The 25,641-nt window shown below is 66.9% G+C and carries 27 protein-coding genes; 8 read left to right on the forward strand and 19 right to left on the reverse strand.

All coding sequences use genetic code 11. From position 1 onward, the window contains the following. Positions 1-379: LLM class flavin-dependent oxidoreductase (locus A9X05_RS25635; protein WP_156736997.1), on the forward strand; the 379-nt coding region annotated here is incomplete at its 5' end. A 15-nt stretch (positions 380-394) separates the two neighbouring features. Here A9X05_RS25635 and A9X05_RS25640 read toward each other — a convergent pair. Both A9X05_RS25640 and A9X05_RS25645 read right to left on the reverse strand, forming a co-directional pair. Further along, entirely contained in the window at positions 395-1,882 is a 1,488-nt protein-coding gene (locus A9X05_RS25640) for a SulP family inorganic anion transporter (RefSeq protein WP_231969103.1), read from the reverse strand. A 361-nt stretch (positions 1,883-2,243) separates the two neighbouring features. Next, entirely contained in the window at positions 2,244-2,666 is a 423-nt protein-coding gene (locus tag A9X05_RS25645) for a nitroreductase family deazaflavin-dependent oxidoreductase (protein ID WP_067784952.1), read from the reverse strand. Positions 2,667-2,968: 302 nt separating this feature from the next. On the opposite strand from A9X05_RS25645, the gene A9X05_RS25650 reads away from it, so the two are divergent. Both A9X05_RS25650 and A9X05_RS31830 read left to right on the forward strand, forming a co-directional pair. Further along, positions 2,969-3,658 carry a class I SAM-dependent methyltransferase gene (locus A9X05_RS25650; protein WP_067784958.1) on the forward strand — a complete coding sequence of 230 codons (690 nt, stop codon included), beginning with the start codon at positions 2,969-2,971 and terminating at the stop codon, positions 3,656-3,658. A gap of 85 nt (positions 3,659-3,743) precedes the next feature. Next, positions 3,744-3,911: a hypothetical protein gene (locus A9X05_RS31830; protein ID WP_197499199.1), complete on the forward strand. Its 168-nt coding sequence runs from the start codon at positions 3,744-3,746 to the stop codon at positions 3,909-3,911. Between the two features lie 43 nt (positions 3,912-3,954). Here the strand turns inward: A9X05_RS31830 and A9X05_RS25655 are convergent, their stop codons facing one another. The 4 genes from A9X05_RS25655 to A9X05_RS25670 all read right to left on the reverse strand — a co-directional run bounded on the left by A9X05_RS25655 (position 3,955) and on the right by A9X05_RS25670 (position 7,054). Beyond that, positions 3,955-4,290 (reverse strand): hypothetical protein, encoded by a 336-nt coding sequence (locus tag A9X05_RS25655; protein WP_197499200.1) that lies wholly within the window; start codon positions 4,288-4,290, stop codon positions 3,955-3,957. 11 nt (positions 4,291-4,301) lie between these two features. Continuing rightward, complete coding sequence (locus tag A9X05_RS25660) at positions 4,302-4,526, reverse strand: hypothetical protein (protein ID WP_067784965.1); 225 nt, start codon at positions 4,524-4,526, stop codon at positions 4,302-4,304. A 216-nt stretch (positions 4,527-4,742) separates the two neighbouring features. After that, complete coding sequence (locus A9X05_RS25665) at positions 4,743-5,972, reverse strand: TetR/AcrR family transcriptional regulator (protein ID WP_197499201.1); 1,230 nt, start codon at positions 5,970-5,972, stop codon at positions 4,743-4,745. A 128-nt stretch (positions 5,973-6,100) separates the two neighbouring features. Continuing rightward, positions 6,101-7,054, reverse strand: a complete 954-nt coding sequence (locus tag A9X05_RS25670) for a DMT family transporter (RefSeq protein WP_082971068.1) — start codon at positions 7,052-7,054, stop codon at positions 6,101-6,103. 171 nt (positions 7,055-7,225) lie between these two features. Here A9X05_RS25670 and A9X05_RS25675 point away from each other — a divergent pair, with 171 nt between their 5' ends. After that, positions 7,226-8,077, forward strand: coding sequence for a LysR family transcriptional regulator (locus tag A9X05_RS25675; protein WP_067784969.1), 852 nt, complete (start codon positions 7,226-7,228; stop codon positions 8,075-8,077). Here A9X05_RS25675 and A9X05_RS25680 read toward each other — a convergent pair. After that, on the reverse strand, positions 8,074-9,561 hold the full coding sequence (locus A9X05_RS25680) for an NAD(P)/FAD-dependent oxidoreductase (protein WP_067784972.1): 1,488 nt from the start codon (positions 9,559-9,561) through the stop codon (positions 8,074-8,076). The two genes, A9X05_RS25675 and A9X05_RS25680, sit on opposite strands and share 4 nt — an antisense overlap. A 93-nt stretch (positions 9,562-9,654) precedes the next feature. Here A9X05_RS25680 and A9X05_RS25685 point away from each other — a divergent pair, with 93 nt between their 5' ends. Beyond that, complete coding sequence (locus A9X05_RS25685) at positions 9,655-10,539, forward strand: mycofactocin-coupled SDR family oxidoreductase (protein ID WP_067761360.1); 885 nt, start codon at positions 9,655-9,657, stop codon at positions 10,537-10,539. A gap of 47 nt (positions 10,540-10,586) precedes the next feature. Here A9X05_RS25685 and A9X05_RS25690 read toward each other — a convergent pair whose 3' ends face one another. Further along, a complete protein-coding gene (locus A9X05_RS25690; protein ID WP_067761363.1) occupies positions 10,587-10,907 on the reverse strand; it encodes a DUF1330 domain-containing protein in 321 nt (106 codons plus the stop codon). A gap of 161 nt (positions 10,908-11,068) precedes the next feature. Here A9X05_RS25690 and A9X05_RS25695 point away from each other — a divergent pair, with 161 nt between their 5' ends. After that, complete coding sequence (locus A9X05_RS25695; RefSeq protein WP_067761366.1) at positions 11,069-12,100, forward strand: fused (3R)-hydroxyacyl-ACP dehydratase subunits HadA/HadB; 1,032 nt, start codon at positions 11,069-11,071, stop codon at positions 12,098-12,100. A 20-nt stretch (positions 12,101-12,120) separates the two neighbouring features. Here A9X05_RS25695 and A9X05_RS25700 read toward each other — a convergent pair whose 3' ends face one another. Both A9X05_RS25700 and A9X05_RS25705 read right to left on the reverse strand, forming a co-directional pair. Next, complete coding sequence (locus A9X05_RS25700) at positions 12,121-12,975, reverse strand: transglutaminase family protein (RefSeq protein WP_067761368.1); 855 nt, start codon at positions 12,973-12,975, stop codon at positions 12,121-12,123. A 115-nt stretch (positions 12,976-13,090) separates the two neighbouring features. After that, positions 13,091-14,083: a glycoside hydrolase family 6 protein gene (locus tag A9X05_RS25705; protein ID WP_156670292.1), complete on the reverse strand. Its 993-nt coding sequence runs from the start codon at positions 14,081-14,083 to the stop codon at positions 13,091-13,093. A gap of 215 nt (positions 14,084-14,298) precedes the next feature. On the opposite strand from A9X05_RS25705, the gene A9X05_RS25710 reads away from it, so the two are divergent. Continuing rightward, the gene (locus A9X05_RS25710; RefSeq protein WP_067784975.1) at positions 14,299-14,796 is read left to right on the forward strand and encodes a hypothetical protein; all 498 of its coding nucleotides are present in this window, start codon (positions 14,299-14,301) and stop codon (positions 14,794-14,796) included. A gap of 92 nt (positions 14,797-14,888) precedes the next feature. Here A9X05_RS25710 and dnaB read toward each other — a convergent pair whose 3' ends face one another. The 9 genes from dnaB to A9X05_RS25755 form a co-directional block, all read right to left on the reverse strand. Continuing rightward, a complete protein-coding gene (dnaB, locus tag A9X05_RS25715; protein ID WP_067761378.1) occupies positions 14,889-17,516 on the reverse strand; it encodes a replicative DNA helicase in 2,628 nt (875 codons plus the stop codon). Positions 17,517-18,045: 529 nt separating this feature from the next. Continuing rightward, positions 18,046-18,504, reverse strand: coding sequence for a 50S ribosomal protein L9 (gene rplI, locus A9X05_RS25720; protein ID WP_067761381.1), 459 nt, complete (start codon positions 18,502-18,504; stop codon positions 18,046-18,048). A 32-nt stretch (positions 18,505-18,536) separates the two neighbouring features. Further along, on the reverse strand, positions 18,537-18,791 hold the full coding sequence (rpsR, locus tag A9X05_RS25725) for a 30S ribosomal protein S18 (protein ID WP_055399563.1): 255 nt from the start codon (positions 18,789-18,791) through the stop codon (positions 18,537-18,539). A gap of 37 nt (positions 18,792-18,828) precedes the next feature. Next, entirely contained in the window at positions 18,829-19,347 is a 519-nt protein-coding gene (locus A9X05_RS25730) for a single-stranded DNA-binding protein (protein WP_067784977.1), read from the reverse strand. Positions 19,348-19,459: 112 nt separating this feature from the next. Then, the gene (rpsF, locus tag A9X05_RS25735) at positions 19,460-19,750 is read right to left on the reverse strand and encodes a 30S ribosomal protein S6 (RefSeq protein ID WP_036362157.1); all 291 of its coding nucleotides are present in this window, start codon (positions 19,748-19,750) and stop codon (positions 19,460-19,462) included. Between the two features lie 145 nt (positions 19,751-19,895). Continuing rightward, positions 19,896-20,537, reverse strand: a complete 642-nt coding sequence (locus A9X05_RS25740) for a DJ-1/PfpI family protein (protein WP_067784982.1) — start codon at positions 20,535-20,537, stop codon at positions 19,896-19,898. Next, on the reverse strand, positions 20,534-22,183 hold the full coding sequence (locus A9X05_RS25745) for a glycosyltransferase family 87 protein (RefSeq protein WP_067761384.1): 1,650 nt from the start codon (positions 22,181-22,183) through the stop codon (positions 20,534-20,536). The genes A9X05_RS25740 and A9X05_RS25745 overlap by 4 nt, the downstream gene beginning before the upstream one ends. Further along, entirely contained in the window at positions 22,180-24,750 is a 2,571-nt protein-coding gene (locus tag A9X05_RS25750; protein ID WP_156675739.1) for a transglycosylase domain-containing protein, read from the reverse strand. The genes A9X05_RS25745 and A9X05_RS25750 overlap by 4 nt, the downstream gene beginning before the upstream one ends. Then, positions 24,743-25,168: a DUF5318 domain-containing protein gene (locus A9X05_RS25755; RefSeq protein WP_067761414.1), complete on the reverse strand. Its 426-nt coding sequence runs from the start codon at positions 25,166-25,168 to the stop codon at positions 24,743-24,745. The genes A9X05_RS25750 and A9X05_RS25755 overlap by 8 nt, the downstream gene beginning before the upstream one ends. Positions 25,169-25,287: 119 nt before the next feature. Here A9X05_RS25755 and A9X05_RS25760 point away from each other — a divergent pair. Continuing rightward, a partial coding sequence (locus tag A9X05_RS25760) for a DUF1707 domain-containing protein (protein ID WP_156675738.1) occupies positions 25,288-25,641 on the forward strand: 354 nt, incomplete at its 3' end.

The raw sequence follows: 25,641 nt of genomic DNA on the forward strand, positions 1-25,641 counted from the left end.
GACCGCGGCGGGGCTCGCCCCGTTGCCCGTCCAACGCCCCATTCCCGTGTGGATCGGCGCGGCCTCCGATCGCGGGCTGCAACGCGCGGGCCGGCTCGCGGACGGCTGGTTCCCGATGACCGCCCCCGGCCCCGGTTTGGACCACGCCCGCGAGCAGGTGCGGCGCGCCGCCGCGGCCGCCGGCCGCGACGCGGACCGGCTTGGCATGGAGGGCCGGGTCAGCTGGACCGGCGACCGCGTCCGGACCGCCCGCGAGATAGCGGCCTGGCGAGATGCCGGCGCCACCCACCTATCGGTCAACACGATGAACGCGGGGCTGTCCACCGTCGACGACCACCTCGCCGTGCTGGGGCAGATCGCCGCCGACCTGAATCGATGAGCCTGGCCGGGCGGACTAGCCGGCCTCCGCTTCGACCAGGCTGAGATGGGCCGCTCGGCGCTCGGACTTCGACGACTTACCCTCGCGCCCATACGGTTCCAGCTTCCGGTTGTGCACGTTTACGTCTCCGCCCGTCGCGCAGTGCCGGCGCTGCCAGTCGCTGATCGCTTGGTGCGCAGCGTGATCGAGGTAATTGGCCAGCAGGTGGACGGTGACCGTGGTGCGCTCGGGGATCGTGGCGAGCACCCCGGTGAGGCGGGGCAGCGCCAGGAAGGTGCATGCCCCCTCGATGATTAGATGCCATTCATCGCCCACGGGCCTCGCTTCCACCCTGGCCCGAACTACCCGCCACCCGGTCACGGCGACCGCCACCGCGAGCCCGATCAGCACGCCGTGTAGCAGATTGAGAAAAACGACGGAGACTATGGTCACCAGATAGACGGCCAGATCGCCGTTGCGCAGCGCGGTTTCGATGTGCGCGGGCTTCAGCAGCTCGATGCCGATGACGATGAGCAGGCCGGCGAGCGCCGCGGTCGGGATCTGTTCGACCAATCCCGCGAAGGGCACGGCGAACACCATGATCCAGAGCCCGTGCATGATCGTCGATGCCCGGGTCTTGGCCCCTGCGTTGACATTGGCCGCGCTGCGCACGATGACCCCGGCGATGGGAAGCCCGCCGATCGCGCCCGACGCCATGTTCGCCGCGCCCTGTCCGATCAACTCACGGTTGAAGTCGGTCCGCGCCCCGGTGTGCATCCGGTCGATCGCGACCGCCGTCAGCAGGCTTTGCACGCTGGTGATCAGCGTGACCGTGATAACCGCAATCACGACCGCCCCCCAGTTACCCTGCGGGAGCTGGGGCAGCTGCAGCGCCTCCAGCACCGAGCCTTCCAATCGGATACGGGACACGTTGAACGGCAACACGACCGAGATGACCGTGACGCCCACGATGGCTACCAACGGACCGGGAATCTTGGCCACCCGAGCCGGCGCCCAGCGCCAAGCGATCAGGATGGCGATGACAAGCAGGCCCAGCACGAGCCCGGGCCGGTGCGCGCCCACAACCTGCGCGGGCAGCCCGACGACGTTCGTCCAGGCCGAGCTCTGCGATTCACCGCCCAGCAATACGTGCACCTGCTGCAAGGCGATCGTGATGCCGATGCCGGCCAGCATGGCGTGCACAACGACCGGCGAGATCGCCAGGGCGGCGCGTGCAATCCGGCTGATACCCAACACAACTTGCAGGGCGCCGGCAATTACTGTGATCAAACATGTTACGGCCCAGCCAAATTGGGATACCAGGTCAGCAACAATGACCGTCAGCCCGGCCGCCGGGCCACTCACCTGCAACGGTGACCCACCGAGACAGCCCGCGACGATCCCCCCGACGATCGCCGCAATCAGGCCGGAGAGCACCGGGGCGTCGGAGGCGAGCGCAATACCCAACGACAGCGGAAGCGCCACCAGGAACACTACCAATGACGCCGGAAGGTCGTACTGCATGGCCGCGCGAAACCGGCCGCCGCGGGCGTCCGTCTCGGTATCGTGTTCCCCCAGCTGCTCGACGCGTTGCATGGGCCCTCCCTGGGTTACGCATGAGGGCACGTTCGGGACCTGCCCGTAACGCGCCGAATTGTGCAATGTAAAACCCTGCAGCACGGACGATTACATTCGCCGGGAACATCATTGTTCTGGTTAGCCTGCTATGGCTTATGCGTACCGAAGGTATGGGGCGGCCAGGCCGGTCGCAACACGACGGGCCGGGCGCATATCGAATGCAAATCTTTTGCGGCGCAAATTCGCCGGGCCAAGAGAATGGCAGGCGACGCGAGCCGTTGGCGAAAGTGACTGGGCGGCGGACCGTTTACTCCAAGACGAAGACCGGTATCTGCCTCGTTGTCTTCGTCTGATATTCGGCGTACGGCGGATACGCTTCGACCGCGCGCTGCCACCAGTCTTCGCGCTCGGCCCCCTCGAGCTCGCGCGCCCTCAGCGTCACGACCCTCTCGCCATCCTGCAACGTCACCTCGGGGTTGGCCTGCAGGTTGAAGTACCACAACGGATGCTCGGGTGCGCCACCCTTCGACGCGACAATGGCGTAACGGCCGTCGTTTTCGACGCGCATCAGCGGCACATACCGCTTCTTCCCGGATTTCGCCCCGGTCACGGTCAGCAGGACGACGGGCCGATCGAAAATCTCGACCCCGTCGGTGGTGCCTTGCTTGAGGATCTGCTCGGTCTGCTCGCGCACCCAGTCCCGCGGGCTCAGTTCGATGTCGTCGGCCATACCCGATCTCAACATGTCCGTGCGCGATAGTCATCTTCGCCCCCGGGCGCACAGGGGCCGAACCGCTTAAATGATCTAACTACCGACGGCGAGAGCTGGGATCCGGCTTCCCGCCGACGGCGCCACCGCAGCCGCGGTCGCCGCACAGCGGGCGATCGCGCCCAAGGGGCCCGAAGTACCCAACGGCGAACTGGCTTCGTTCGGCAAACACTCCGGCTACCGCACGGCCATCCTCGGGGTGAGCGCGTGCGTCAGATATCAATTTCGTTGACATATATCAGCGCACTTGATATAACTGTGGCATGACTCAGCCGACTCAGGAAATGTTTGAATCCGCCTACAAGGGCGAGGCCCCGGAGATGGGCGAGGGTAATCGGCCGCCGTGGAGCATCGGCGAGCCACAGCCGGAGATCGCGGCTCTCATCGAAGCCGGGAAGTTCCACGGTGACGTACTCGATGCCGGTTGCGGCGAGGCGGCGGTGTCGCTGTTCCTTGCCGAGCGTGGCTTCACCACGGTGGGCCTCGACCAGTCGCCGACCGCCATCAAGCTGGCGCGCGAGAAGGCCGGCCGGCGCGGCCTTGCCAATGCGACCTTCGACGTCGCCGACATCAGCTCCTTCGACGGCTACGACGGCCGTTTCGGGACCATCGTCGACTCCACGCTGTTCCACTCCATGCCCGTCGAATTGCGCGAGGGTTACCAGCAGTCGATCGTGCGGGCCGCCGCCCCCGGCGCCTCGTATTTCGTGCTGGTGTTCGACCGGGCGGGCATGCCGGCCGACGGCCCGGTCAATGCGGTCACCGAGGACGAGTTGCGGGACGTGGTGTCCAAGTACTGGGTGATCGACGAGATCCGGCCGGCGCGCATTCACGCCAACGTGCCCGACAGCGTCGCGGAAGGCTTTCAGGCCTTCGGGGGTGCCGACATTCGTGACGAGGGCAACGGCCGCAAGTCGATCGGAGCCTGGCTGCTGTCCGCACATCTGGGCTAGCCTGCGCGGACGACCGGCCAGGTTTCGATGCCTGGCATTCGGGAGATCCTGACTGGAGCATCGCAGACGGTCAGAGGAGATCCACGTGGACCAGCAGGTAAATTTCGACCCGCCACCCGCGCCCGAGGACGCCCGGCAGGCGACCGAGGAACAGCGCAAGTTGCAGGAGCAGCTGGAGCATCAGAACGAGGACCCGGACGCGCCGGGGCGGCACCAGTCCCGGCGCGACCTTCCCGACGAGAGCACGCGCTAGGCGTGGCCGCGATGAACGCGGTTGTGCGCCAATACGACTAGTTTTAAGGCGCGTAATCTTCGCGGAGCTTGCGGCGATCGTGTGCGAGCGCCACCCCCGCCAGCCCCACCAGCGTGAGGCCGCCGAGCGCCGCCGCCGGAATCGCCCAGACGCGCCTGATCATCAGCGCGCTGTCACATTGGCCGACGTAGTTAGCCGACCCGCTTTCGTCCCTGTCAGCGCTCGCGGCCTGGGCCAAATCCGTGGTGAATCCGCTGCCGCATTTGACTTGCCAACCGAATTGATCGTATTCGTCGATGAATACCGGGAACCGCAGCGCGAGAAGCCCGAGCGTCAAAGCCACCACGGCCGCGGCGAAGGCCAGGGGTCCGCGTTTGATCATCCCGTGCCCTAGGTCATGCACACGTTGGCGAAGATCAGCACCGGCCAGGACACGATCGAGCCGAGAAACGAGACCACCAGATCGATACCTTGCATGTCGCGCAGGTGGCTCGTGTGGGTCGATGACCAGATCACCCCGACGATGAGGTACGGCGTGCCCAGCAGCACGGCCAGACCCAGCAGCTCGGCGATCGTCAACTGGTAGTCCAGCAGCTGACGGACCCTGTGAAGCATCGGGGCATGCCTTTCGCGGAGACTAGGTACCATACCGACGTTCCCCGTATGTTAATCGCAATTCGGACCGTTGGATAGGCGTTGTTGAGATTCCGTGCGGCCCGGTGGGGACGAGTTTATTGCGCTGAGGGCGTTTTGAAGCCGATTAACGCGCACCGTCGCTCGCCGGCGCGTCAACAAGTACAGCGTCATTCGCGCGCGGGCTTGCGTCCCGAATCAACGGCGGCGCGCGCCGCCCTGGGCTGCCCCACCGGAAGGTGTGGCGGATTCGCCGAGCAGCGTGGTCGCCATCAGTCGGCGCAGCGTCATGCGGGCGGGCTCGCCGGGGCCGGGGATGACGAGCTGGCCGATGTCGACGGCCAAGGCGAAGGCGGCGTGTACGGCGTATCGCGCCCGGCCGAGCGTCAGCCCGGGCCGGGCCGCCACCGACAGCCGCGCCCAGGATTCGACGGTGGAGCGGTGAATGTTGTAGAGGAGCACCGCTTCGTTGTCCGGCACGTTGTGGCGCTCCGTGTAGTAGACGCGGGCCAATTCGGGGTTGGCGAACAGCCGCTCGATGAAGGCGTCGATCAGCCGCTGCAGCGACTGCTCCGGATCACCGCCCGCGGCCAGGATCGTGGACAGGTCGCCGGAGAGCTGGTCGGCGCCGCGGCGATAGGAGACCGCCAGTATCGCGGCCTTGCTGGGGAAGTATTGGTAGATGCTGGCCACCGGTATGCCCACGGCCGCGGCGATCTCCTCCATGCCGGTTTCCCGATAGCCACGGTCATTGAACAATCGAATCGATTCGTGCAACAGCAGTTCATAGCTGCCGACGGCCCTCGTCATCGTCACCGCTTGCGCCGGCTCCGACTCGCTCGGCCGCTGCACCGGCACGTCCACCTTTGATATCGCGGCCACGATGTCGGCCAGCGTCGCCCGGATCTCGTCGTTGCTGAGCCGGGAACGGTGATCGGTGATGCTGCCGATGACGCTCAAAATTGCCGCCGAGAGCACCCAACGCTGCCGCGACTGCAGTTTGGGCCGAAGTCTGATCAACGGCCGCTGCAGACGCCGGTTGACCAGCCTGACCTGCTCGGTGAGCACCTCCTCGTCCTCCCCGTGCAGATAGCGGCCCTCCCATCGATAGAGTCCCCCCGCGGTGCGGTTGACGATGGTGGTGTCGATCAGGGCAGCAGTTAGTGCGCGCAGCGTTTCCCGGGGATCGGCGTCGGCGGGCAGCTGATCGGCGAACTCGGTGGCGTCCACGAGCAGCTGACCGAGCGCCAGGACCGCGGAGCGAAACAGGTCGTATTTGCCCTGCGAATGGCGATACAGCGCCGCCGCCGAGATTCCGACCCGCGCGGCGATGTTTTCCATGCTCACCGCGTGGTATCCGAGCTCGCTGAACGCATCGCCGGCCGCCCTCGCGATCTGCGCTTTGCGGTCTCTCGGGCGCCGCTTCACTGGGCTTGCGGACGAGCGGCCGGCCGGCGTCATAGACATCACCGTAGCCGCAGCGGAGTCGTTGGGAAGAGCGCGTCCGACGGGTTTTTCGGGGCGGCGCCGCACCCGGATCCGAACCCGATCGAGCGCTACCCCCGCGCACTCGATGGCGACCCGCACGACACCTGGATGCGCTGGTCAACCGCGGCCGCCGAGATCTGTTCAGGCCCACGTCCCGCGGCCCCACGGCGCGCGCGTGCCCCCCGGCCGTTGAGCCAGCAGGCCAGTCCGCCCAGAACCAGGCCGATCCCGACGCCGACGTCGGGACGCTGGCCCAGCATGAGCCAGGAGAGTAGCCCGGCGAGTGCGGGGATTACGGCGAACAGCATCGCCACCGCCGCCGCACCGTGGGCGTTGATGGCGCGGACATAAAGGCTCACCGCCAGGGTCGCGTTCAACAGCACCATGCCGGCAATCGCGATCGCCGCCTGCCGGATGTCATGCACGGTGAACGGCGTCAGCAACGCAAGCGCCGCCGCGGGAACCAGCGCGACCGCATTCTGCATCGCGCTCATCGTGCGGAAGTCGACGCCGGTGCAAAACCGCTGTTGGTAGACGCCGCCGGCCGAAAGCCCAAGCAGCGCAACGCCAAGCAACACGATCACGGGGTCCAGGCCGTGGGTGCTGGTCAGCCTTCTGGCACACGCCGCGAGCACAGCGACGACGCCGAGGGCGAGCGCGGCCACCCGTTGCCGCCCGAGCGGCTCACTCAGGAACACCGCGGCCAGGATGGCCGTGGCGACGGGGTTCATCGCGATCACCACCGCACACAGCACCGCCGGTGAACCGAGCCGAAAGGCCTCGTAGCAGCAGCAGAATTGCACGGCCTGGATCAGCAGACCTGCCACCACGACGTGGCCGAACTGTGCCCCCCGCGGCCAGGGCGCCTTGGCGAAGGCCGCCCAGACGGTCAAAATGATTGCGGCCAAAGCAAATCGCAGCACCAGGGCATCCATCGGCGCCATGGCGGTCACCGCCAGCACCCCGATCGGGTAACCGAGTGCGTAGAGGAACGTCACCGCCGACGCGGTGGTCAGCGGCATGCGCGGCAAGTCCATGCGACCCATGCTTGCTCAGACCGCCGCCCACCGTCCAACGAATATTGCTGATCGCGATTGATCGCGTTGCCTTATCGATTTCCAATCCGGCTGAGCGAAATCGGCGCTTCCGGCGCAATGATTGATTAGATTCGCTGATCAGACTATCGTGCGGTTATGGCCCAGGTGCTGGACATCGCGCCGTTGCGCAGCCTGGTCGCGGTCGCCGACTGTGGCGGGTTTCACCGCGCCGCCGCCGCGCTGCACCTGAGCCAGTCCGCGGTCAGCCAGCATCTGCGCCGAGTCGAAGCCGTCGTCGGTGAGCCGCTGATCCAACGCTCCGGCCGCGGCATCGTGTTCACCGAAATCGGACTGAAGGCCCTGCGGCACGCCAGGACGATCTTGTCCGCGCACGACAGGGCGCTCGACGACCTGGGCGCCACGGAGCCCAGGCTTCTGACGATCGGCGCCACCGAGCACGGCGCGGACGTGATGCTGGCCGGACTGACGGGCATCCTGCGAGACCGGCTTCCCGACCGGCGGGTGCGCTTCCGACTCGACCGCAACGTGTCGCTCGCCGACTCGATCGAACGTGGGCTGGTCGACTTGGCGATCATGGTCGACGGCGCGGGCCTGGATCGCGCCAACGCATCGGGAGTTGTTGGTCTGCAATGGATTTCGGCGCGAACGCTGTCGGTGCTTCCGCGCGACCCCCTACCATTGGTGGTCTTCTCCGAGCCGTGCACCTTGCGCGAGCCGGCCTTCGCGATCCTGGAAAACCACGGCATCACCTACGAGATCGCCGCCGAGTGCGGGGACCTGTCCGGCCTGTACGCGGCGGTTCGGTCGGGGCTCGGAGTGGCGTTGTTGCCGATGATCGGCAAACTGCCGGACGGCCTGTGTCCGGCCGAGGGCCTGCCGCCGGCCAACAACGCCTCGGTTCTGGTTCGCGGACGCGCCGGTATCGACCCGGACTTGCTGGCCACGGTCGACGACGCGGTACGTGACGTGCTGGCCGCCGCGGACTAGGGGTGGCTGTCAGAGAGCGCCGCCAAATAGCGTTGTTCGCGCTCTGTCATGTCATTCGAAGTGATGGCACCGAACCGGGCGGCCTCTCGGACAAACCGCTCCGGCGCGTCCGGAAGCGCGTCAGGTCCCTCCAGCCGAAAGCAACTCGGCGCCAGTGGGCCGAATAACAACGCGCGGCGCAGGTTCGGCCAGTTGTCCAGTCTCGGCTCCACGCCCGCGGCCCGGGCGAAGGCGATGGCGACGAGGTTCAATCGCGACTTCTGCGACGCACCCCGGCGGGCGCGGTAGGCGTTGATTGCCAGCCGCTGCTCGCGATCACCCACGGCCGGAATGACACCGCCCCACGCGTAGGCGATCCACCTGGCCTGGAGCTCGAGCGGCACGAAGTACCCGCCCGCCTGGTCCCACATCCCCACGAAGGCCAGCCCGGGGAGCTCCGGATGGAAGGTGTACCGGTCCGCGTCCAGGTGCACCGCGTCGAGGTCCAGAACCTTCTGAACGTCTTCGCTCAAGAACGGTAGGCGCAGATTGAAACCGGTCCCGAAGAAGATTCCGTCAAACTCCTCCGCATGATCGTCGGCGAAAACCACCCTCCTGCCCGCCACCGTTTTCATCCACGGCCGCACCGAGATTCGGCCCTCCGCGACCAGCGGGAGATAATGCTGACTGAGGGTCACGCCAGCCGTGAGAACCGAAGGGTCCGGCGCCGGGGCTCCGTACTGCTCGGGGCTTCCCGCGGCCCCGAGCACAATCTCCTTCAACTGGCCCTCGACGTCCTCAGCCGGGAGGCGCTCTTCCGACAGGGTGCCGTATCGCGTATAGAGCAGATGGTCGGTGGGGACGCCGGAAACGAATTTGGGGACGACGTACCGTTGCCGCCGCTGCGTCACAACCACGTGCGCCGCTCCGAGTTGCGCTATCTCCGAAGCGACTTCGAGCGCACTGATCGCGCAGCCGGCCACTAAGATCCGCTTGCCGCGATATGCGGTGCCGTCCCGGTAGCCGAACGTCGTCGTCGCACCCGCGCAGCCGGAAAAAGTCTCCAGCCCCGCGACCGGGGGGACCGCCGGCGCACTGAACCTGCCGCTGGCCACCACCACTCGCTCGAATCTGTCGATACCCTCGGCGTGGCGCAGGAGCCAGCCGGGCTTGTCGTCCCGGCTGACCAGTTCGACTCGGTTGCGCAGCCGAATGCGTGACGTCAGACCGAATTTGGCGGCGTAGCGATGCAGATAGTCGAGAATGTCTCGGTTGGGTTGGTAGGCGAGTTCGCTGTCATGCTCGAGGTCGCTGAAGGCCGTCATGGTGCGGCTGCTGTTGGTGTGCATGCCCGGCCAGACGCCGCTGCATTCCTCCGACGTCGCCCACTGCCCGCCTAGCGTCGAACCTTGCTCGAAGATCGTGGGCTCGAGCCCTTGCGACAACAGCCAGCGCGCCGCCACCAAGCCGCCCGGTCCGGCGCCGATCACGGCGACACGTGTCATCCGGTAACTGTCGCACGCAGCCGCCGCGACGCGGTCGAGTCCCTGACTTGGCAATCCCGATTTTCTGCCATTTCGTCAAACGTCGGAACGGCGATGCTTATCATCGGCGAAACACTCCGAGCCAGCGCAGCAAGCAGAGGAGCTATCGGCGTGACCGAGCCAATCGCCCCCCTCGCCGGCAAAGTCGCCTACGTGACCGGGGCCGCCCGCGGCCAGGGCCGCTCCCACTGCGTCCGGCTCGCCCGGGCCGGCGCCGACATTGTCGCTATCGATGCCTGCGCACCCGTCGCCGAACACAACGGCTACCCATCCGCCCTACCCGAAGATCTTGCCGAAACCGTCAATCTGGTGGAGGGCGAGGGCCGCAAGATTTTCGCCGACGAAGTCGACGTCCGAGACCTGTCCGGCCAACAGCGGATCGTGGCGAATGCCATCGAACAGTTCGGCCGGCTCGACATCGTCGTGGCCAACGCCGGCGTGCTGAATTGGGGCCGGGTATGGGAGATTTCACCCCGGCAGTGGCAGGAGACCATCGATATCAATCTCACCGGACTGTGGAACACCATGAAATCCGTTGTGCCCGTGATGATCGCGGCCGGCAATGGTGGGTCGATCATCAACATCAGCTCCGCGGCCGGGATCAAGGCCGTCCCCGGATGTGGGCATTACTGCGCAAGCAAATTCGGCGTCGTCGGACTGACCAATTCGTTGGCCGTCGAGCTCGGCGAATTCGGGATCCGCGTCAACTCCGTGCACCCATACGGCACCGACACCCCGATGGGTAACGACCTGTCGATGTACCAAACCTTCCAGGACCACCCGCACTACATCCACAGCTTCTCGCCCGGCGCACTGCCGACCGAGTCCCTCGCGCCTCCCGACATGGTCTCCGACATCGTGGTCTGGCTTGCCAGCGACGCGTCGTCGTTGGTCACCGCCGCCCAAATCCCCGCCGACAAGGGCTACCTCAAGATCTGAACCGGCCGGGCACCCGGAGGCGGGGCCGTCCCCCATCCTGGCCACGCTCATCGACGGAGCACGGGCCTGAGATCGTCGAGACGGTCGAACAGGTGCCAGATGTATTTCGACGATCCGTTCTCGCGATGCGGATGCAGGTCGGCGAGGTCCGGGTCGTTGCAGTAGCTGTCGAAGGCCTCCCGCGACTCCCACTCCACGAGGATCAGCACCTGGCGGGGCTCGATGTCGCCGACGATCGCCTCCTGAAAACTGCCGAGCGCAACAACGCGACCACCATGCTCGGCAACCTCGGCGGGCGACCGTCGCGAGTATGCGCGGTACTCCTCGGCATCGGCCACATCGAAGAGATTCAAGGCATAAACGGTCATGGCCATCGACATTACGTGGCCAGACGCGCGCCGGCGGGCCGGCGCCTCTCGCCCGTTCGCCGCAGCTCGCCGACCGACCGCGTCGATGGTCGCGGGTCTCTGCGGGTTAGGGTGCCTTCGTCGGCCGCAGCGAACCGGTCGATAGAAATGTTGAGCAATTAATGACCGCACCAGCCGAAACGCCAACGCTCGAATCCCGCGTGGGCCACTACTACCAGGTCCACGAACCGTACCGGGTCTCCGGGGAGAAAGTGCGGGAGTACGCCCGGGCTGTCCAGGACTACCACCCCGCCCACTGGGATGTCGCGACCGCCGCGGAGCTGGGATATTCGGGGCTGGTGGCGCCGCTGACGTTCACGTCGATCCCCGGCATGGTCGCCAATCGCCACCTGTTCGAATCGGTCGTCGTCGGTTATGACATGTATCTGCAGACCGAAGAAGTCTTCGAGCAGCACCGACCGATCGTCGCGGGCGACGAATTGCACACCGACGTCGAACTCTCGTCGGTCCGCAGAGTCGCCGGCCGTGACCTGATCACCGTGACCAACACGTTCACCGACTCCGCCGGCGAGCGGGTGCACACCATGCACACCACCGTCGTGGGTGTCACCGCGGACGACGTCGATCCGGAGATGCTGGTGGCCGCGAAGAACGTGGTGATGCACGACGTGAACCTCGCCGGAATCGACACCTCGGAAGCGGCCTATCGGAAGACTGTGCGCCAGGCGAGTGACGTTCGGATCGCCCAAGCCGGTACGGACCGCATCCCGGGCACTGCGTGCTTCGATGACCTGAAAGTCGGTGACGAGCTACCGGTGCACCACGCCCGCCTGTCGCGCGGCGACCTGGTGAACTACGCCGGTGTCGCCGGCGACGCCAATCCGTTGCACTGGGACGAGAACGTCGCCAAGCTGGCAGGCCAGCCCGACGTGATCGCCCACGGAATGCTCACCATGGGTTTGGGCGCGGCCTTCATCTCCTCGTGGTCGGGAGACCCCGGCGCGGTGAGCCGGTATGCGGTGCGGCTGGCCCAACCCGCGATCGTCTCGGCCACCGACGGTGCAGACATCGAATACAGCGGACGGATCAAGTCACTGGACCCGGCGACCCGGGCCGGTGTCGTCATCGTCGTCGCAAAGTCCGGCGGTAGGAAGATCTTCGGGCTGGCGACGGCGGATATCCGCTTCCGCTGAACGACGGCGGCGCCGCGCCGCTACCCGAGGCTCACGAGTTGCTCGACCGAGTCCCTGGGCAGCTCCCCGTCGACGACAGCGGTGACGGTCATGTTCTGCACGGTGATGGCGCCCCCGTGGTTGTCGAGAAATGCGGTGTCGGCGGCATCGCGGCCGGTGGCGATCCGCACCATCGACTGTCGGGGCGCCAGGCACGTCGCGTCGACGACGCGCCACACACCGTCGATCAAGGCCTCGGCCACGGCGTGAAAATCCATCGGATGGCACCCCGGCGCGTACACCGCCACCAGTCGCGCCGGGACGTTGACCGCGCGTAGCAACGCGATCACCAGATGGGCATAGTCGCGGCACACGCCCGCGCCCGCGAGCAATGTGTCGGTGGCCCCGTCGATCGGATCGCTGGATCCCGGGACATAGCTGAGCCGGGTGCCGACCCAAGACGAGACCTTCTCCAGCAACGTCACCGAGGTCGCGTACTGCTCGAATTCGGTTGCGGCGAAACCGAAGAACTTGTCGGCCTCCGCGTACCTACTCGGGCGCAGATAGGTGATGGCGTCGATGTCGTTCACCGGTGCCGGGTCCGCCCGCCCGGTGACCGTCGCCGCGTACGACACCGTGACCGTTCCTTTTTCGGCCGCCACGACATGGATGCGCGACTGATGCGCGCCGATGACCTCTCGCGGTTCCAGCGCCTTGCCGTTTCGCGTGATCCGCAGGGATTCGCTCACATCGATGCCCGGCTGCCGGCTGACCGCCACCTGGAAATCCAGCACCGCCGGTTCGGTGACCTCGACTTCGATTTCTACGCCGACGCTGCGGCCGGCGTCGGTCGTCCTGCTCTCGGTCGTGGCGCTGCGGTGTCTCCATGCGGGCATAACTCAAGCCTTTTCGTCGAAGCCGGTCGAATCCCGCTCGCTGCTTGGCAGGCTTTCGTGTACGCACTTTCTTACCGCACGAACGCCTTTGGCGCTCGCCGGCTGCACGCCTCGACTATTGGCCCGCCCGGTGTGCGAGATCGATGGCGTACTGGCTGACGAAGGTGCCCGCAGGCGGATCGCCCTTATCGCAAGTTCCGTCGGATTCGCCGGGGCGTTTGATCCACAGGTAGGCGTCGGCGTGCGCGCCGGCGGTTGCCGTGGTCGGCGGGGTGCCGAGCGCTCGGCCGCCCGGGTTGCACCAGTTGAGCCCGGAGTCGGGTGCCGGTCCGGCTCCGTTGCGGGAAGTGTCGACCACGTAGTGCGAACCATTCGTGAGGCCCGAAATTGCTTCTCCATAACCGATTTCGTCCTCGGTGGTGAAGAAGTTGGCGGTGTTGACGCTGAAACCACGCGCGTGGCCCACACCGGCCTGGTTGAGCCTGCCCGCCATGTCCTCGGCGCTATGCCAGCGCAAGTGCCCGGCGTCGACGTAGACGGCCGCGGCCGGGTCTCGGGTCAGCGTGTCGACGGCGTACCGGACCAGGTCGTAGCGCTCCTGGCGCTGATCCCCCGATAAGCAGTCGGCCATCGCAAGCGCGTCGGGCTCGACGATGATCGCCACCCGCGAGGCGCCGACGCCAGACGCGATGCCGTCGATCCAGCCTCGGTAGTCCGCGCCCGACCCCATGCCGCCCGCGGCGAAGCTGCCACAGTCGCGGTGGGGGATGCCGTAAATCGTCAGCACCGGGATGGCGCCGGCGGCGTTCGCGTCGCCGACGTACTTGCCGACGGTGGCTGCCGAACCTCCGGGGACGATCCAGTAGGCCTGCGGCGTGTTGGCGATCGCGGTCAACTCGGCGCTCGGCGGATCGGCGCTCTGCGCGGCGCGCATCGCCGCCGAATTGGGATTGACGTAGAACGGCGCACCGGCCAACGGGTTGCCGTCGCTGGCCAAGCGCACCGCCGGGGCGGGACCGGCATGCGGCGCACAAATCCAGGCGACAGCCGCCACCGTCAGGAAGGGACTGATCCACCGCATGAGGGCATGAGCAGCTGAGGACATCACGTCAGGGAAACTACTGCGTCACGGCAAGCCGCGCGATTCCGGGTGGAAGTTGCCTCTCTGCCCGGCTCGCTGCTCGCGTACGACCCAAACCTCCGCGACCACAGGGAGACGAAATGCTCTCGCCTCTCTTTTTCCTAAGATCGAGACACAGCATCCGTGGAGGCACCGGCCCGGTGTCATCATCGTTCGAGCCAACGGTCGAAAGGGGGGCTGCGGTGCTCACCAAGCCAATCTCCGCAGTAGCCGTCGTGGCAGCCATCGCGGCAGCCGCACTGACACTTCTGCCGTGGATTGACTTAGACCATCTGGGATTACCCCTTCGGTGGAATGGTCTCGGCGTCTACATCGGCGAGCATGGCGAACACTACGGCGCCCACCTCGCCGGCATGGCGAACGGTGCGCCCGGTTGGACCATCGTGATCGTCTCGCTCGCGGCAGCCGCCGCGATGGTGGGCGCGACGCGCGTCAATGTGCTCGGGTTGGTCGCGTGCGGCTTCGCGGTCGTCGCATTCGTCACCGCCGTCTTGTGTTTGGTGCGGCCCGGGGTGCTGGCCGGGGACACCAAGCACGAATTGGGCATATCTGAGCTTCCGGACCGCGAAGTGCTCAACTCCGCCGCATTGGTAGCCGAAGTGGCGGCCACCGGAGTGTTGGTGGTCGCGACTTCGCTCGCCGCAATGGAGGCGAGACGCGTCCGCGCGGCGGCTGATTGAGCAACGAGATCGGGCCGACCAGGGGCCGGCGGCGGTGCCGGTTTCCGCGCCATGCCGGTCACCGCATCGATGCCGGCCCTAGATGGCGCCGCCTACCGCGCCATGTTGGCAAAGCGCGACAGGTGCAGCTGGTGCGCGACGGTAACGGTCTTGGTGGGGCCGTTGCGGTGTTTGGCGAGAATGAAGTCCGCCTCTCCCCCGCGCGGATCGTCCCGCTCGAACGCGTCCGGCCGGTTCAGCAGGATCACCATGTCGGCGTCCTGTTCCAGCGATCCCGACTCGCGGAGGTCGGACAGCATCGGCTTCTTGTCGGTGCGCTGCTCGGGACCGCGGTTGAGCTGGCTGATCGCCACCACGGGCACCTCGAGTTCCTTGGCCAACAATTTGAGTTGGCGCGAGAATTCGGACACCTCGAGCTGGCGCGACTCGACCTTCTTTCCCGACGACATCAGCTGCAGATAGTCGACCACGACCAGACGCAGGTCGGCCTTCTGCTTCAGCCGGCGCGCCTTTGCGCGGATCTCCATCATCGTGAGGTTCGGCGAGTCGTCGATATACAGTGGCGCCTCACTGATTTCGCTCATCCGGCGCGCCAGCCGCGTCCAGTCGTCGTCGCTCATCCGCCCGGAACGCATGTCGGCGAGTTTGATCTTCGCCTCCGCCGACAGCAACCGCATGACGATCTCGGACTTGCTCATCTCCAGCGAGAAGATGACGCTGGCGAGCCGGTGCTTGATCGAGCAGGACCGCAGAAAATCCAGACCGAGAGTGGAATTGTGCGTCGGGATCATGGCCCTGCTCGCCAAATACAGGTGGCTGTCGTTGTCGACCTCAACACAACGCACGGCGACGGTCTCGACCGGTCGGACGTCCACAATGAAGCGTGAGCCCGAGCGCGCGGTACCGGTGGCGGCCCTTCGTTCCTTGTGCGCGATGGCCTTTCGCTGCAACGCGAACACCACGTCGTCCGTGGAGAAGGTCAGCGTGTATGCGGTGCTCGACGACTCGTGCCCACCCCGGACGCGCTTGGCCGAGGTTTGGCAGCGATAGCCGAGGCTGACGATCAGCTCGGCGGCATCGCACGCCAGCCGCTGACTGGTGACCGAGAACTGGACCGCACCGCCCGCCGTGACCGTCCCGTCCGTGTCGAGCAAGCCGGCGAGCAGGGCGCGCCGTTGTCTCTCGGACCCGCGCAGGTACTCGATCGGGATGTGCTTATTACCGAGCACGCCGAGCGTTCGCAGGCGCGCCTGCAGGGTGCCCACGGAGGCGTGGCAGCTCTGGCACAACCGCAGCCCCGCCGACGGTCCCCCACAACGAATACACGTCGGGCTCGGCACCGGAGCAGAAACGAACCGTGCCCGGCCACCGCATGAGCGCCCACAGGTCCGCACCTGACTGGTCTGGGGAATGAACGACTTGCCGCAAACTGCGCACTGGCGAGGAGCCGGCCCCGCGCCGGCCGGCAGGCGCAGGTGGTAGCGGTACCGCGCGGACGCCGACGGAAAGGCCACCAAGCCGTCCGCCTCGATGCGCATGATGATTTCCGGATCGGCCGTGGTGATCTGAGCCGCGGCACTGGTGCCGTCGCCGAGCCAGGCCCCGAGCGTGTATGCGGGAACCAACAATTCGCGCTCGGGTAGGTCGAGCGCACTCGCGTTCACCACGGAGTGGTTCAGCCGCCGGTCCACCGTGTCGCAGCGCAGAGTCTCGGCGATCTCGGCCGTGGTTCGCACCGCCGCAAAGGTGCGCTGATTCTTATAGCGGTTGTAGCCCACCGCCGCGGCTTGCGCCGACTTCCGGGATGCGCGAGTTTCGGTCAGCCACTGATGGGCTTCGTCGGCGACGATCACCGTCCCGTCGGAGAATTCCACCTCATAGCACGGCCGTCCCAGCATCACGTCGGTGGCGGCCACCACCCGCGTCGGCCGCCCGTCGTCGCCGAGCAGCTCGTCACCGACCGCGACGTCGCCCATCGTCGTCCAGCCCGAGGGTGTGGGCAGCAGCGTGTCCAACGCGAGCGCCTTCCCGACTCCAGGCCTGGCCGCCACGATGATCATCTGACCGGCGTGCAGGCCGTTGGTCACCTCGTCGAGCTCGGTGAAGCCAGTCGGCACGCCACGCGCCACGCCGCCGTTGGAAGCGATCGCGTCGATCTCGTCCATCGTCGGCTGCAGCAGGTCCTCCAGCGGAACGAAATCCTCCGTCGTCCGTCGGTCGGCAACCTCGTAGATCTCCGCCTGTGCGCGATCAACCACCTCGGCCACGTCGGCGCCCTCGGCGCCCGCGTAGCCGTATTGCACGACCCGCGTCCCCGCCTCTACCAACCGCCGCAGTAGCGCCTTCTCGGCGACGATGGTCGCGTAGTAGCCCGCATTGGCGGCCGTGGGCACGGTGGAGATCAGCGTGTGGAGATAGGGGGCGCCGCCGATCCGGCGCAGCATCCCGCGCCGGTCCAGTTCCGCGGCCACCGTCACGGCGTCGGCCGGCTCGCCACGGCCATACAGGTCCAGGATCGCGTCGTAGACGTTCTGGTGCGCGGGTCGGTAGAAGTCGCCGGGCCGCAACCGTTCCAGCACGTCGGCGATGGCGTCCTTGCTCAGCAGCATGCCGCCGAGCACCGCCTGCTCCGCGGCCAGATCCTGCGGTGGCTGGCGGCCGAAGTCCTCGCTCGGCGCCGATGAATCCATGCCCGCCGACAAGTCATCGACGACCGCCATGGATCCCTCCTCCCCTGCCACACGCCCGAACATACATTCGAAAACCGGTTTCTTCAGCGTAAGTCAAGGAGCCGACACTTTCGTCCCACAGCACTCGCACGCCTCGCGCCGGGACGACGTTAGACGTTGCTGGCTAGTAGGTGAAAGCGCGGCTGTTTATGAACCTGTGCATCGTGTGTGCATATCCGTCGACACCTGTGTTGAGTGGGGTGTGGAGAACCTGTGTATGAATTCAAGGGGCCGTGACATCACTGCTGTTAAGGGCCATGTAACGCGACGAATTTCGTGTGGACAAGAATCTCTACGGCGTGTCGTCGCAGGTTACTGCTCCGGGCGTGTTGGCTTTCAGCCACATTTTCGCAGCGTTACGGCAGGGTAAAGAGGACCCTCGGGATATACCGGAGCAACAGTTCGCTAGGGCGCGCGTCCGCGACCGCCGGACGAGAGGCCGAAGACTGTGCCGGCCGCACAACTGAGCTCGGCGGCGGCCGAAGCTGGCCGCCGCCGGGTAAGAGCAAAGGTTGCCGGGTTAGCTCTCCGCCACGACCTCGAGGGCGACCTCGACGTCGACCTCGGGGTGCAGATGCACCGACACCGGGTGGGTGCCCACGGCCTTGATGTGCGACTTGGGCAGCCGGACGATTCGCTTGTCCAGATTGGGACCGCCGGCCTTCTTGATGGCCGCGACGACGTCCCCCGAGGTGACCGAGCCGAACAGCTTTCCGGAATCGGCCGCGGTGCGCACCGGCAGCTGGACGGGGCCCAGCGCCTCGATCGCCGTCTTGAGTTCGTTGGCGTGCCCGAGGTCGCGCACCGCCTTGCTCTCGCGGGACCGGCGGATCTCGTCGGCCTGCTTCTGCGCGCCGCGCGAGGCGACGATCGCCAGGCCGCGCGGAAGCAGGAAGTTGCGGCCATAGCCGTCCTTGACTTCGACCGTGTCGCCGACCGTACCGAGGTGGTCGACGTCAGCCGTCAATATCAGCTTCATCGTTATTCGTACTTTCGCTCGAGCTTCGGCGGCTATCGCGCCGAGGAGGTGAAGGGCAGCAGAGCCACCTCGCGGGCATTCTTCACCGCGATCGCGATGTCACGCTGGTGCTGCACGCAGTTGCCGGTGACCCGACGCGCCCGGATCTTGCCGCGCTCACTGATGTAGGTGCGCAGCAACGCGGTGTCCTTGTAATCGATCGATTGGTCCTTCTTGGCGCAGAAGACACACTTCCGCGTCTTGACCGGCTTTTCCGGAGCCGGACGTCGCTTGCTGGACTTCGCCATGACTGTCTTTCTTTCCGTTTCTTACTGTTGAAGTTCTTCAGAACGGCGGTTCGTCGTCGCCGCCGCCGAATGACCCGGATGCCGGGGCGCTGCCCCACGGGTCGTCGGCCGGTGCGCTGCTCGCCGGTGGCGCCGATCCCTGCCGGGACCCGCCCCCGCCGCCGAAGCCACCACCGCCACCGCCGCCGCTGCGGCTGGCCTTGTTCACCTTGGCGGTGGCGTACCGCAGCGAGGGGCCGATCTCGTCGACCTCGACCTCGACGACGGTCCGCTTCTCGCCTTCACGCGTCTCGAAGGAACGCTGCTTGAGCCGGCCGGTGACGATCACGCGGGCGCCCCGGGTGAGGCTCTCGGCGACGTTCTCGGCGGCTTCCCGCCAGATGTTGCAGCGCAGGAAGAGGGCCTCGCCGTCCTTCCATTCCCCGCTCTGGCGGTCATAAATTCGCGGTGTCGACGCCACGGTGAAATTCGCGACGGCGGCACCGGACGGGGTGAACCGCAGTTCGGGGTCGGCGGTCAGGTTTCCGACGACGGTGATGGTGGTGTCACCAGCCACAATTTCCTCCTAGGTCCGCCCTGCTACTCGCTTCTCAGACGGTGGATGGCACGTATCCTCGCTGAGCCTACGCAAGTCCACCGACGGTGGGCCCACGACTCAGCCACAGGTGTTAGTGCTTGTCGGTGCGCATCACCTTGGTGCGCAGTACCGACTCGTTGAGGCTCAGCTGGCGGTCGAGCTCGGAAACCGTCGCCGGCTCCGCCTTGAGGTCGACCACCACATAGATGCCCTCGGCGTGCTTGGCGATCTCGTAGGCCAGCCGGCGCCGGCCCCAGATGTCGACCTTCTCGACGGTGCCGCCGTCTTTACGGACGACGTTCAGGAACGTCTCCAGGGACGGAGCAACGGTGCGCTCGTCGAGCGTGGGGTCAAGAATGACCATGATTTCGTATGGACGCATGGAAACCTCACCACCTCCTCTGGTCTCAAGCGGCCACGGTCGTTCCGTGGCAGGAGGGTCGCCTGCGTCGGCAACCGCATCAGGCTACCGGATGGGCGGGGTGGCCTCCAAAATCGCGGCGGATCCGGGCGGCCGGGCAATCCGGCTACTGCCGGGCGTCCAAGTATGCGGTGGCCCGCGTGACCGTCGCCTGATCGGCCTTGGCCAGGGAGCCCGCGTCGAACGGCGGCTGCGGGTCGTATTCGATGAGCAGTTGCGCGGCCTGCGCGGCCTGCCGATCGACGAGGAGTTCGACCAGCCGCAGAGCCATGTCGATGCCGCTGGACACCCCGGCGGCGGTGATGATCCGTTGCGGGAGGTGGTCGACGACGCGGTCCGGCACGTATCGGGCTCCGAGCTTGTTCAGCAGGTCGCTTGCCCGCCAGTGCGTCGTGGCGGTGAGTCCCTCGAGCAGGCCCGCCGCGGCCAGCAGCAGCGCACCCGTGCACACCGACGTGGTGAACGTCGTGGTTTGGTGGACGGCTTGCAGCCAGCTCCGGATGGTCTCGTCGTGAATCAGCTGCCGGGTGCCGATCCCGCCGGGAACCAGCACCACGTCCGGCGACGTGACCTCATCGAACCGCGCGTCGCAGCAGAGGCCGAGCATCCCGTTCTCCGTCCGCACCTCGCCGCGGCGGTGACCGATGAACACCACCTCGACCGACGGAACGCGCTGCAGCACCTCGTAGGGCCCCACCGCGTCGAGCGCGGTCACCCGGGGAAACAAGGGAACGGCGACGAGCGTCATGGCGCCACCCCGGCCGGCACCGCCGATTCGGCCTCGGGGTCCGGCTCCGGTGCGCGCCGCGGGCCGGCCGGGCGCAGCCAGTCCGGCAGCCATCCGGGCGGGGCGTCGGGTGCGCGGTCGAAGGGACCGCCGGACGGGTCGTCCACCCGGCCGCCCCAACGCACCAGATCCTCGCCGGGCCGGTAGATCTGGCGGATCACCAACGCGCACAGCACCACGACGGCGACGTCACGCAACACCACCGTGGTGGTGAAGAACTGTTCGGGCAGCGAGCGGTTCGGATTGCCATATAGGTAGTACATCCGCGGCACCCACACCACCGCGTCGATGGTCATCCACGCCAGCAGGATCCGGCGGTGCGGCAAGGCGAGCACCGCCAACGGCACCAGCCACAGCGAGAACTGCGGGCTCCACACCTTGTTGGTCAACAAGAACACCGCCACCACCAAGAACAACAGCTGCGCCAGCCGCGGGCGCTGGGGGGCGGTGAGCACCACGTATGCGATTGCAGCGCAACCGATTCCGAATAGCACCGTGACCACCGTGTTCAGGACCGTGGGCGGCTGCCAGAACCCGAGCTTGGGGTCGAATCCGTGCCAGCCGGTGAACGACTTGACGACGTTGTAAAGCGAATCCATGTCGTCACCGCGGCGGGTGTTGAGCCGGAAGAATTCCGACCACCCGCGCGGAAACAGCACCAAAACCGGCAGATTCACCAACAACCATGTCACCGCGGCCGTCGCGGCGGTGCGCGCCACAGCGCGGAAGCGTCCCGTCCGAATCGCCAGGACCACCATGGGGCCCAGGAACAACAATGGATACAGCTTGGCCGCGGCGCCCAATCCGATCAGCACGCCGGCCAGCACCGGTTTACGGCGGGCCCATGCCAGCACACCGGCCATCGCCAAACCCGTTGCCAGCGCATCGAAATTGGTGAAGATCTGGAAGATCAGCAGCGGCGACGCGGCCACCAGGCCCGCGTCCCATATCCGGCGTCCCGCCAGGCCTGCGGTCGCCCAGACGGTCGCCAGCCACGCCAGCGCCAGGCCGAACGCCGCGACGTTGAAGAACATCACCACCTCGGCGACCACCGGCAGCGGCGCCAGCTTGCTCAACGCGGTGTAGGTCTTCGCCAGCGCCATCGACACGTACTGATACATCCCGGTCAGCACCGGATACTCCATGTAGCGCACAGCGGGCCGGCCGTCGTAGCGGGTCTGCGGGGTGCCGCTGCCGTCGGTCTCGATCCAGCTCGACTTGTACGGAAACTTGCCCTGGCTCAACAACTCCGCGCCGTAGAGCGGCACCGTATCGGAGTAACACAGCTCGTAGTACGCGCGTTGGTTCTCCCAGTTGGCCACCCGCTGATCGCCCGTCCCGGTTCCGGTGCTCTGCAGGCAGGCCGCCTTCGTCGACCAGCCGAGCGCCAGGAACACCAGTCCGATCAAGAACATCACCCGCAGCGGCGTCATCACCCGCGTCCGGCCGATCAGCGCGTGCCCACCCACCGGCCCCCCGACGACCTCCGCCAGCGCGGCGCCCAACGAGTCGGTGCGGCTGGGGCAATCGCGGTTGTCGACGCTACGCAGATCGCCGGCCAATCGCGCCGGAGAGATGGTGGCGCTGCGCTGCTCGGCGTCGGTCACGGCGGCGGCTGCGGCCCGGGGGCTTGCGGACCGCCCGGCGGGACACCAGGCTCGGGGCCGCCCGGCCCGCCTGGGCCGCCACCGCCCGGTCCTGGCGGCGCGTTGGTGATGGTGGTCGGCGGGCCGACGGGGATCGTTATGCCCGGCGCCACCTCGATCGTGGGCTGTATGACGGTCACCGACGGCGCCGGGGGCGGAGGCGGCGGCGCTGGGACGCCCGCATAACCGCCGATCTCGGTCGGCTTGGGGAACGACTCGTTCGACGTGCCCTTCAACGCACCGTCCATCGTCGACTTCCAGATGTCCGACGGCAGCCCCGAGCCGTAAACCGGTGCGCCCGAGGCGGTTACGAGGGGCACGTCGCCTTTCGCGGTGCCGACCCAGACCGCCGTGGACAAAGACGGCGTGTATCCGACCATCCAGGCGTCCTTGTCGGCGGTCGTGTCGCCGAGCTGCGTGGTTCCCGTCTTGGCCGCCGATGGCCTGCCGCCGGCCAAAGCGTGGCCCCGCGAGTAGCTGGCGATCGGCTCCATGGCCGCGGTGACATTGTCGGCCACGGCCTTCGGGATCCGCTGCTCGCCGTTGTTGTCGGACTTGCTGGCATCGAAGAGCACCTGCCCGTCGGAGCTGACGACTTTCTGCACGAAGTGCGGCCGGTGGTAGAGACCCGAGGCGGCCAGCGTGGCGTACGCCGAGGCCATGTCGATCACCCGAGTCTGGTACTGCCCCAGCACAACTCCGTTGTTGGGCGGTCCGCCCTTGCCGTCCTCGGAGAGGGTGTGCTCCACACCCGGGAAGCTGGTGGCGATACCGGCCTGGTGCGCGGCGTCCGCGACGGCCTGCGGGCCGCCCTTGAGCTTGAGCATCAGCCGGTAGTAGGAGGTGTTCAGCGATTGCTTGAGGGCCTGGGCAATGTTGCACGTGCCGCAGCCCTCACCGTCGACGTTCGTGATCTTGATGCCGTCGACCGTCAGAGGCGAACTGTCGACCTGGTAGCCCAGCCCGATCCCCTGCTCGAGCGCGGCGACCAGCGCGAAAACCTTGAACGACGAACCAGTTTGCAGGCCGGCCTGCGCGAAGTCGAATCCGTTGGCGTCCGTACCGCCGTAATACGCGCGTATCGCCCCGTCATGCGGGTCGATCGACACCACCGCCGACCGCATGTCGGGGTCTTGCCCGTCAAGGTATTTCGAGACCGCCTTTTCGGCGGCCTGCTGGGCCTTCGGGTCGATCGTGGTGGTGACCTGCAAGCCCTGGGTGTTCAGGGTCCGCTCGTCGATGTTGAACAGCTCCATCAACTCTTTGGTCACCTGACGCTCGATCAGGCCGTTGGGCCCCGTCGTCTGGTTCTCCGCGCGCGCCTGATCCGGCGGGACCGTCTCCGGAAACTCCTGCGCGGCACGGTCACTGGGTGACAATGCCTTGGTCTCCACCATGCCGTCGAGAACCCAGTTCCACCGGGCCCGGGCGCCCTGCGGATCGATGGCCGGATCCAGCGACGAGGGCCGCCTGATCAGCGCGGCGAGCAGCGCCCCCTCCGAGACGGTGAGCTGCTCGACGGGCTTGTTGAAGTAGGCCTTCGCGGCGGCGGAAATGCCGTAGGCGCCGCGGCCGAAGTAGATGATGTTCAGGTAGGCCTGCAGCACATCGTCTTTCGACCACTCACCCGACATCTTGGTGGCGATCACGAGTTCCTTGGCCTTACGCATCAGGCCGCTGAGACCGTGCTGAGCCGAACCCACCAGCGCGTTCTTCACGTATTGCTGGGTGATCGTCGACCCGCCCTGCAGGTCGCCGTTGCCGAAGAGGTTGTTGTTCACCGCCCGCGCGAATCCGCTGAAGTCGAAACCCGGATTCGAATAGAAGTTGCGGTCCTCGGCGGCGATCACCGCCTGCCGCACGTGTACCGGCACCTGGTTGATGTTGACGTCGACCCGATTGCCCTCGGGCGGGATGATTTTGGCGATCTCGGATCCGTCGCTGGCCAGGATGGTGGACACCTGATTGGTGCGCAGATCGCCGGGCTTGGGGATGTCGACGATGAAATACGCCATCGCGAACGTGACGATCGGCAGCAGCACCAGCACCACCGCCGACAGGTAGGCCGCTCGCCGCACCCACAGCCAATTGATCTGTTGCGTCCAATGGACGTCACCCCGGGGCCGGCGTCCGAAGCCGTCGGGGCCGCCGGGCCGTCGCGGACCGGATGGCGGCGGTGGTCCCTCCGGTGGGCCCCCCGCGCCCGGCCGCTCGCGCCGCGGCGGCGTCCGGCTCTCCAGCGCGGCCTTGACCTCCTCGAGCGCGTCCCGCTGCAGCGGCGTGGACGGAGGGCCCTCCAGCGCGGCTTTGACTTCCTCGATGCTGGGATCGGGCCGCCGGGGTGACCGGTCGTCGACGACCGGCGGCAGGATCGTGGTCATCCGGTCGTCCGGGGGAACCCCCCGCCGTTGACCGGGCGCCGACGGCGCGTCACGCGGGCGCTCGCCGCTTCCGTGTTTGCCCACGCGCTCAGTCGCCGGCCCATCCGCGTTGTTGGACGACTGGTCGTGGCGTCCGTCGTTACTCAATGGCCGTGCGCGCGCCGTTTCGCGCCGTCCGCGTGGTGCGGGTGCCCTTGGGTGGGCGCGCCGCGCCGAGCACGTACGACTTGACCAGATGATTCCAACTGCAGGTCCTGCACACCTCCACCACGTGGACAGCGAACTCCTCGAAGCGAGTCGCCAGCAGGACCAACTCTTCGGCCGTGCGGGCCGACCCCGACACCGGACCCAGGTGTTCGCCGAACACCCACGACACCAGCGTCAGCTGTTCCTTGCGACAGATCGGGCACATGACCTGGCTCGGTTTCCCGTGAAACTTGGCGGCGCGCAGCAGATAAGGGTTCGCGTCGCATACCTCGGACACGCCGGTGCGGCCCGAGTACACCTCGGCCAGCAGTGCTCGCCGCCGGAGCGCGTAGTCCACCACTTGTCGCTGCAGTCGCACGCCCACCAGAGTACGTCTCCATCCGGACGGCCGATACGCAACCAAACTGTGGCGCCCGCAGCCGGGTCATCGTTCAGTCCTTTCCCGTGCCCACCGGACCGGGACTCTACGATCGTCCCGTGGCGAAATGGCTCGGGACATCGCTTGGCGGTGGCGCGGCGGCGAGCACCCGCGCCAAAGACGTCAACCGGCAGGACGCCTGCAAGATCCTCGACAACGCCCTCAACGACGGCGAGCTCTCCATGGAAGAGCACCGGGAACGGGTGAGCGCGGCCACCAAGGCCGTCACGCTCGGCGACCTGCAGGATCTGGTGAGCGATCTGCAGACCGACAGCAGCGCCCTGCCGACGACGACCGTCAGGGCCCGGCCGGTGCCGCCAAGGCTCGGGGGCTGGGGGGTGCTCGCCGCCGCGTTCGTCGTGTCGGTACTGCTGGGCATCGGCATCGGGTGGGGCATGTACGGCAACACCAAG

Source organism: Mycobacterium sp. E3298 (genome assembly GCF_001666895.1).
Lineage (GTDB): Bacteria > Actinomycetota > Actinomycetes > Mycobacteriales > Mycobacteriaceae > Mycobacterium.